This window comes from Myxococcales bacterium (assembly GCA_022563535.1).
Taxonomy (GTDB): domain Bacteria; phylum Myxococcota_A; class UBA9160; order UBA9160; family UBA4427; genus DUBZ01.
On the sequence record JADFNE010000117.1, the window covers coordinates 1 to 8,027 of the forward strand.

At 60.5% G+C, this 8,027-nt stretch carries 12 protein-coding genes and 1 tRNA gene; 1 reads left to right on the plus strand and 12 read right to left on the minus strand.

The genetic code is table 11. From position 1 onward, the window contains the following. The 7 genes from IH881_19565 to IH881_19595 form a co-directional block, all read right to left on the minus strand. Nucleotides 1–484 (minus strand): hypothetical protein (locus tag IH881_19565; protein ID MCH7869900.1); only part of this gene is annotated, 484 nt, incomplete at its 3' end. Then, nucleotides 481–1,092, minus strand: a complete 612-nt coding sequence (locus IH881_19570) for a hypothetical protein (GenBank protein MCH7869901.1) — start codon at nt 1,090–1,092, stop codon at nt 481–483. The genes IH881_19570 and IH881_19565, both read right to left, overlap by 4 nt. Continuing rightward, nucleotides 1,089–1,280, minus strand: a complete 192-nt coding sequence (locus IH881_19575) for a hypothetical protein (protein ID MCH7869902.1) — start codon at nt 1,278–1,280, stop codon at nt 1,089–1,091. Before IH881_19575 ends, IH881_19570 begins: the two co-directional genes overlap by 4 nt. Before the next feature lie 99 nt (nt 1,281–1,379). Continuing rightward, entirely contained in the window at nt 1,380–1,562 is a 183-nt protein-coding gene (locus tag IH881_19580; GenBank protein MCH7869903.1) for an AlpA family phage regulatory protein, read from the minus strand. 309 nt (nt 1,563–1,871) lie between these two features. Continuing rightward, complete coding sequence (locus IH881_19585) at nt 1,872–2,147, minus strand: hypothetical protein (protein ID MCH7869904.1); 276 nt, start codon at nt 2,145–2,147, stop codon at nt 1,872–1,874. Nucleotides 2,148–2,508: 361 nt separating this feature from the next. Then, a complete protein-coding gene (locus IH881_19590) occupies nt 2,509–3,735 on the minus strand; it encodes an integrase arm-type DNA-binding domain-containing protein (protein ID MCH7869905.1) in 1,227 nt (408 codons plus the stop codon). A gap of 163 nt (nt 3,736–3,898) precedes the next feature. Beyond that, a tRNA-Met gene (locus IH881_19595) sits at nt 3,899–3,975 on the minus strand. 141 nt (nt 3,976–4,116) lie between these two features. Here IH881_19595 and IH881_19600 point away from each other — a divergent pair. Continuing rightward, nucleotides 4,117–4,725: a DUF4124 domain-containing protein gene (locus tag IH881_19600; GenBank protein MCH7869906.1), complete on the plus strand. Its 609-nt coding sequence runs from the start codon at nt 4,117–4,119 to the stop codon at nt 4,723–4,725. 21 nt (nt 4,726–4,746) lie between these two features. Here IH881_19600 and IH881_19605 read toward each other — a convergent pair whose 3' ends face one another. The 5 genes from IH881_19605 to IH881_19625 all read right to left on the minus strand — a co-directional run. Further along, on the minus strand, nt 4,747–5,142 hold the full coding sequence (locus tag IH881_19605) for a hypothetical protein (protein MCH7869907.1): 396 nt from the start codon (nt 5,140–5,142) through the stop codon (nt 4,747–4,749). Continuing rightward, nucleotides 5,139–5,867: a response regulator gene (locus IH881_19610; GenBank protein ID MCH7869908.1), complete on the minus strand. Its 729-nt coding sequence runs from the start codon at nt 5,865–5,867 to the stop codon at nt 5,139–5,141. Before IH881_19610 ends, IH881_19605 begins: the two co-directional genes overlap by 4 nt. 61 nt (nt 5,868–5,928) lie before the next feature. Continuing rightward, nucleotides 5,929–6,399 (minus strand): hypothetical protein, encoded by a 471-nt coding sequence (locus IH881_19615; GenBank protein ID MCH7869909.1) that lies wholly within the window; start codon nt 6,397–6,399, stop codon nt 5,929–5,931. A gap of 321 nt (nt 6,400–6,720) precedes the next feature. Beyond that, a complete protein-coding gene (gene tgt, locus IH881_19620; protein MCH7869910.1) occupies nt 6,721–7,872 on the minus strand; it encodes a tRNA guanosine(34) transglycosylase Tgt in 1,152 nt (383 codons plus the stop codon). Between the two features lie 7 nt (nt 7,873–7,879). Beyond that, a partial coding sequence (locus IH881_19625; GenBank protein ID MCH7869911.1) for an S-adenosylmethionine:tRNA ribosyltransferase-isomerase occupies nt 7,880–8,027 on the minus strand: 148 nt, incomplete at its 5' end.

Genomic DNA, 8,027 nt, shown 5'->3' on the forward strand with positions numbered 1-8,027 from the left:
GGCTACGTCCGTCCGGCAACTCGTGGCCCAGAGATAGCTTCGCGACGAGGTTCGCAATCACCGCGGACTTCCCAAGCCCGGGCTCACCGAACAACATTGTGAGACAGCCAAATGCAATCCGGTGCTCGAATAGATACTCCCACCTGTCGATCTTCACGTCTGACAGCTTGGTAACGAGAGACGACAAGGCGATCGATTTAACTGCGGCCTCACCATTCGTCGGAGTGTTGCTGCGAATTTCTTCGACTAGATCGGCGAAAGCCTGGCGATCAATCGTTGTGCTGTGGGCGGCGGCCAGGGCGGCGTCGATCTCCACCAGTTTTGGGGCATAACACCTGGCGAGGGCTTGGCGGGCCTCGAGGGGCTCTGTAGCGCGAAGCTCGTTTTCGAGTTCCTCTGCTGAACCCGCATGAAAGTTGGTGAAGTCGAGGCGATCCTTTGCGTTGTCTTCAAATGGCCCGCGAATTGGCTCGGCTTCGCTCATACGAACTCCGTCGGGCCAACTGCTGCATCTCGTTCAGCGAATCTGTCCCGCACAGTCCTGATTTCTTCTGCGCGCGGCTTCAGCGCTTCGTTGCCTTCCCGCGTGCTCGCTGGGACCAACCATGCCAACTGAGCGCGCTGTTCTGCTCTACGGAATTCGGCCCATTCCTTTTCCAGCAACTTGAGCTCGGCCTTCGTGAGATCGATGATGTGTTGCAATGGTTCGGTGTGGTGGTCAGTGCGCCGATCGATGCTGCGCGCCAAATACTGCAACATCTTCTTGATGCTGCGGATGAGTTCCCGCGTGGCCGCAAGCCTTGGATCAGGAATTGGTGGCAGACCTGTTGAACGGCTTATCGCGAGACTCACATCTCGCGGATCCTCACTCCGGTACAACTCGAAGACTTCTCGCCGGGTTGCTACAGGCATCGCCGCAAGCGTCACGAGTATGTTGATGGCGGTTCTCGGTGGGATGCCAGGACCGTCGGTTATCCCGATTGCCGGCGCTCGGTCTTTCTCGGGCAGCCGCTCGAGCATGTCCTGGGCCTCGAGCACGTGGTAGTGCTTCCAGCCGTTTCCGTTTATTTCCGGGAACTCAGGTGAACTCATTCGAAAACACCGCCCTTCGAATCGTCCGCGCGCTCGTCAATCGCGCGCCATGTCTCCTCGCGAATTGTCTGGGCGTCGATGGCCGCCCAGTACCCCTCAAGCTCCTGCTCCCGTGTCTTCTCGCCCGCGCGAGCGATGAGCTCGCCCAACCCGGGTACATGCGCAGTCGGGTCGAAACTCGCCGGCATTCGCGCAGCCGGCAAATCGCCCGGCCGCGGTTTTGGCTCGTTTTTGTGCTGAGATGGCCCTGAAGGGGTCGAGACGAGTTTGAGGTGTGGCGCGCGCGCTCATGCTCGCGCCTTTTCGATTCGAGCTTTTTGCCAAGCACTGACCTCGCTCTCGAGCCAAGCCACGGCTCGCGGGCCAATCGGAAAGCGCCGCGGGAAGTCACCCGCAGCCTCTTGGTCGTCGATTGCCGTGCGCCCCAAGCCGGTGCAGTCCATGACCGCTGGCCTTCGCATGAATCGCATGGGTGCGTCCGTCGTCTCTCGTTGTTCCGCTGCCATTTTCTTCCTCCTACAAATCCGAAGCGCACGCTCCGGGGTTCTGCGCCATTTACCGGTTATTACCGGGTGCAAGGCACTTTAGGTAGCGGCAATCGACGGCTGACTTGGTTCGGTTTTAGGACAAGTCAGAGCCAACTCAGACGCTCGAAATGAGCGACGGCGGGTTGCAGGAAATCTGTCCCAAAACGCAACACGCCAGTGAATAGGCGGTGCGGGGGATAGGGCGAGCGAGCCTCGGCCCATCTGACACTGTTCGATTCCGGTTAGAACAGTCTAGGAATCGACCGTGAACGAGAACTCGGGAAGGGGGTAGTCATCGGGGACTTTCCAGGTCTCTTCCGAATAGAGCAGCGGCTCAGGATTCTTTCTCCGAAGTGCGGTCCACTCTTCCCCGAACTTTCGGTAGCACTCGGCGACGGCCAGGAAGTACGGCATGTCTTTGCGCAGTAAAGCCTTCACCGGCTCCGCGTTCGCGTTGGTGATGTTCGTAAATGTGTGAGCGCACCATAGATGCGCGACTGTTCTGAATTCGTAGAAATCACTCTTCACGCGAGACTCCCCATATTTCCGACCCGAGGACTGCAGGACCCCGTCGCGGTGCTCGTAAGCCATCCTGAGGCCAACTTTCTTACCGCGAAGTCCCATCTTCCTGACGTAGTGGAGCACAGCTCCAGCATTGCTCGCACGGTCGACTCGGGCGAGAGCATCCTTCTCGATGTCAGGCAACGAATCCCCGTACAACAAAGGATCGATGACAAGCTTTCTGCGAGACCCGTGGACTTTGTGGATGAGCGCGGCGGCATATCGGATCGCAGCAGTATCATCAGTAGGATGAAGCATCCTCGACCAGACAAGCAACCAGTCGCCTGCATCGCGATTGAGGCTGAAAAATGGCACGGTCCCCGCCCGGCTACCGAGACTCAGGCGCAGACGCCCGGTTGATGGGGATGACCTTCTCGCCCTTCTTCAGCTTGTCGAGATAGTTGGCCCAGCCCTGCATCATCTTCCGTCGTTCGGGCAGGTAGGCGGTGCGGTTGTAGGCGCGGCCGTTCGGGTCGCGCACCGCATGACACAGCTGGTGTTCGATGAAGTCCGGGCGGAAGCCGAGCACCTCGTCGAGAATGGTTCGTGCCGTCGCGCGGAAGCCGTGAATGGTCTGCGTCTTCTGGTCGATGCCCATACTTCGCAGCGCGACGGTGAGCGCGTTGTCACTCATCGGCCGCGCTGGACCCCGCGCGCTTGGGAACACGTACCGACCCTGCCCGGTGAGCGGTTCCACTTCGCGCAAGATTGCAATGGACTGTCGGGCCAGCGGGACGATGTGCTGCGAGTTTGTCTTGGTTACCTCGAAGCGCCATTCCGCTTCCTCGAGGTCGATGTCCTGCCACTGTGCTCGCCGCAGTTCACCCGGGCGAACGAAGACCAGGGGTGCGAGACGAATGGCGCAGTGAACGACGAGCGTTCCCGTGTAGGCATCGAGTGCGCGGAGAACCTTCGCGACTTCTTCCGGTTCTGTCACCGTGGAGAAGTGCTTGGCTCGAGTCGGGGGTAGGGCGCCTCGCAGGTCGCCGCATGGGTCGCGGTCCGCTCGCCCGGTTGCGACGGCGTACCGAATTACCTGGCTGCAATTGCCAAGGGTGCGGTGCGCGGTTTCGAGAGCCCCGTCCTTCTCGATTCGCTGGATGACGCCGAGCACATCCGGGGCGCTCACGTCGGCGATCGGCGTCGAGCCGATCCACGGGAAGACGTATCGCTCGAGTCGGCTGAGAACACGGGCCGCGTGGGCCGGCGCCCAGTTGGGCTTCTGCTTGTCGAACCACTCGGTGGCGACTACCTCGAAACTATTCGCGGCGCGGCCGAACTTCGCGGACTTGTTCGCCTTGCGGTGCGCGCTGGGGTCGATGCCGTTGGCCAGAAGTTTGCGCGCTTCGTCGCGGCGCTCGCGTGCCAGCTTCAACGTGACGTCAGGATAGACGCCCATCGACAGCCGCTTGTCCTTGCCGAGATAGCGGTACTTCAGTCGCCACCAGGTGCCGCCGCGAGGCGTGACTTCGAGGTAGAGCCCGCCACCATCGAACAACTTCTGGGTTTTCTTGCCGGGTTTGGCGCTCTTGATCGCGACGTTGGTGAGCGGCATATGGGGGCAACTCCTTTCGGGGAGTGCAAGTTGCCCCGAAAGTTGCCCCCAGATTTCTTGGATGTCAACGGGTGTTACCGAGTGTCTTTGGGTGCCGAAGAGGCCTACTCAGCTGGTATCTATCGGCTTTTCGGCTCTTGTTGGGTCTCTTCGGATGTGTAGGTGGTAGCGGGGACAGGATTCGAACCTGCGACCTCCGGGTTATGAGCCCGACGAGCTACCAGACTGCTCTACCCCGCACCAAGGCGGCCATTTAAATAACGAGAGCTGTGCCAGCTGTCAATGAGTGATAGCTGCCGACTGCTTTCATGCTCAGGAACCGGCAGCTTGAGCTTTTTGGCCGTTCAATGCCACATGAGAACAGAACAGGAGGCTGATCTCATGAATTGGAGCAGCAATAAGAACTGGGCGGTGCGTATGGGTGCCGTCACGCTGGCTTTTGTGCTCGGAGCGAGTGCATCGGCGGGCACGCTGTACAGCTGGAAGACCGAAGACGGGACTTTCGCGTACACGAACGACAAGAAACGGGTTCCGGCGCGCTACAAGAATCAGGCGGAAGCTTCGAAATTTAAGTCGATGGAGTCTTACGCGCGATTTACACCGGGACCGAAGATCGAGGACAAGGCCTACGAAGATCGCATTGTTGAGCGATTGGAAGTGCTTCGCGCTTCGGCTGACCGAGCGGTCAGCTCAGGTGGCGCCACCCAGGCCGAGCAGCCGTATTTCGTCAGGCTCGAGTTGGGAGGTGGGGGTCGCCACGGCTCGGGTACGAGCATCGAGATCCCGGTCGGAGCAGGCATGGACGACTCGGAGCCCGTGGTTGTCGAACACGTGCGCATGAAGCCCGGCAAGGGCCACGCCGCTAGCCGCCACTTTCGGATCGTAAAGCAAGGCGATCGGGTGTTGGCGGTGATCAAGGACAGGCATTCAGACTCTCGACTTACCTCGAGTCTGAGCGAAGAAGACTTCGATTCGAACCCGCTCAATTAGGGTGGGGACCTCGACGGTCCGCTAGCTCTCGTGGGCCAGTCGATCTTCGACTTCGCGTAGCCAGCCGGGAGGAATCCCGGCTCGGCGCGCGGATTCGGGGAACTTCACGAGCATGCTGTGAGCTTCTGCGAGCTCTTTTTCTGCTTCTTCGAGGTCGCTCAAGATCTCACTGCGGCGCGCGCCCCTGAAGCGATCGCGTTGGCGCGCCTTGCGCAGCGCCTTTCGGCTGGTTTCGAGGCGGGCTTCCGCCATGCTCGCGCGGGCCAACACTCTCGAATATCGACTCTGCCAGTAACTCTTGCGGTCGGCTTCTTGTGCATCAGCCGAGGCCCCGGCCGGGGAACTGGCGATCGCAAAACCCGTCGCGAGCGCGAGCAGAATGACGACGAGCAGCTGGGACAGGCGCTTCTTCTTCACACTGTTTCTTCCAAGGTGGCGGGGTAGGGCTCGAGCGCGCGGTCGTAGATATAGTCCTCGAGATTGCGTACGAGATCACTCGAAATATTCACGAAACGCATGCCGATGCCCCGGTTTCGCGACTTCACCTTATTGATTTGCGTCCAGATCACCTGGGCGGTCGGATCAAAGTCGGTGGGATTGTCGGGCAGCTCGAATTGCAATTTCACTTCGGATTTGGTCAAAAACTCGCAGTCGGTTTCGATGAAGATTCCACCGCGGGAGAGGTTTTTGAGTCGTGCGGTGACGCTGCGGGTGCCGTGTTGAATTTTGACGTTGGAATTGATGTTGATTCGCGGCTGGCCCGGGGGGTGGCCTCCAGTGAGGTAGCGACGCACGGTCTCGATCAGGGAAACGCGAGAGATGGGCTTGCTGAGCACGTCGTCTGCTCCGGCGCGAACTGCGCGTCCCCACTCACTCGCTTCGTTTGCGCCGACCAGCATGATGACCGGAGTATCGCTCAGCTCAGGATCACTCTTGATGACGCGGCAGACGGTATCGCCGTCGAGACCGGGCATCATCAGATCGAGCAAGATGACATCCGGGCGTTCGCGGCGGGCAATTTTGATGGCTTCCTCGCCGGATCTCGCGGTGAGGATGCGTCCGGTCCGGGCGAGAAAGAGCGAGCCCAGCTCCCGAAACATTTCAACGTCGTCGACGAGCAGAACGGTATGTTCCCAGCTCATCCATTCCCCTTCGCTACTACAGCCCGGATGCTGCTAGCCATGGTCTCTCCGCGCAGGCGGCTCAGTTGGCGGCGACGAACTTTTCGAGACCCTCGAATTGCGGGCGCACCATCCATGAGTTTCCAGGACCTTTGCGGTACCAGTTCTGGGTTTCGACGATTCGGAAAACGATCGGGGAGTGGGTGTAGTAGGCGGAGTAGTTCACCTTGACGGTGGCACCCTTGCGTCCGCTTTCCTCTACAAACTGGATACGACCCGAGTTGAAATCGGTAAATACCAAATCGCTCTGGTCGGGAAAATTGGCCAGGTAGGTCTCGATGAGAGCGGGGTCGACATACTTGCTGGCTTGTGCGAATGCGCCAAAGCGCACCAAATTCGTGTAGCGCTTTTGTATTTCGCTGAGGGAATACTCGCGTTTGAGCGGGTCGGTCCAATAGATCTCGCCAAAGGCGCAGCCGAAGCTCGTGCTCATCACGCCAAGCATTGAGATCACCGCAAAGAGCGGCACAATCTTTCGAATCGATCGCTGCATCTTCCCTCCTCTACACCACGCGTAGGCAGCTCGCTCCGCAGGCGTCTGGTCTGATTGCCGATTCATCGGCTGCTTTGGGCGCGAGCCTGAGGGCTTTGCCGAATTGGCCGCCGGGAAAACGCGGGGTGTCCCGGTTTTCGCCCCGGAGAAGGGTTCGAACTCATGCTTTCGACCGACCCCGGGAAAAAATTCATGAGCAATCTCAGGTAGATCGAGAAAATCGACGCGGGGGAGGGCGGCGGGGTGTTCGGCGGAGCTGGCCGATCGCCTCGGGCGGCTTCCGGGACGTATTCGCCCGGTTCCATCATCGACCTGCCGGGCTCAGTCCGCTCGCAGCCCAGCGAGGGCTTCGACTTCGCTGTGGAACCCCGCAAAGGTTCCCGCTTCGATGTGTCGGCGCGCGTCTTTCATCAGCTGGAAGTAGAAGCTGAGGTTGTGCAGGGTCGCGAGACGCGACCCCAGCACTTCGCCGATATGGAGCAGATGGCGCAGATAAGCGCGGGAGTAGCGAGTACAGGTGGGGCAGTTGCAGGTCGGGTCCGGCGGACGCGGGTCGTCTTTGAAGCGAGCGTTTCGCAGCGTCAGCACACCCTGGCTGGTGAAGAGCAGGCCGTGGCGTCCGTTTCGGGTGGGGACGACGCAGTCAAATAAATCGACTCCCTCGGCAATCGCGTCCACGATATCGACTGGCTTTCCCAGTCCCATCAGGTAGCGCGGTGCGGCCTGCTCGAGTTCGTCGTGGGCACAGGCGATCGCATCTCGACGTTCTTGGCGTTCTTCGCCCAGGCCGAGGCCACCGTGAGCGTAGCCGTCGAACCCGATGCTTCCGGTCAGTCTCGCGCTGCGTCGGCGTCTTTCCGCCGCGATTCCCCCCTGCACGATTCCAAAAACCGCTTGCCGCGGATGCTTGCGCGCTTTGGCGCTGCGCTCCGCCCAGCGCAAGGTGCGGTCGAGTGCCGATTCGAGAGCAGCTTCGACGTCCGCGCGGGTCTGCTTTGCAGCGCCGTCTGCGATCGGTTTCAAGCATTCGTCGAGCACCATCGCGATATCACTGCCCAGCGCTTCTTGGATCCCGATCACGCTCTCGGGGGTCAACAGGCGCCGGGTGCCGTCGAGGGGCGAGGAAAACGTCACGCCCTCGTCGTCGACGGAAACACGATCGGCCATGGACGTCACCTGGAAGCCACCGCTGTCCGTGAGCCAAGGACCCTGCCAGCCCGTAAATCCGTGCAGCCCGCCCAGACCCTCGATGATCGACTCACCGGGGCGCTCGTGGAGGTGATAGGTGTTGGCCAACAAGATCTGCGCCCCGAGGTCCACCAGGTCATGGGCCGCCACTCCGCGCACGGCGCCAAGGGTTGCGACGCTCATGAAGGCCGGGGTCTCGATGGTTCCGTGGGGCGTCGTGAGTTGTCCGCAGCGCGCCGCGCCATCGCGCGCCTTGCATTCGAATGAAAAACCATCGGCGATCATTGCGTACTCACAGAATCAACATGGCATCGCCGTAGGAGTAAAACCGATACTCCCCAGCGATTGCCTCGCGGTAGGCCGCGAGGATGTGTTCTCGCCCCGCAAAGGCCGCCACCAGCAGCAGCAGCGACGAGCGGGGCAGGTGAAAGTTGGTCACG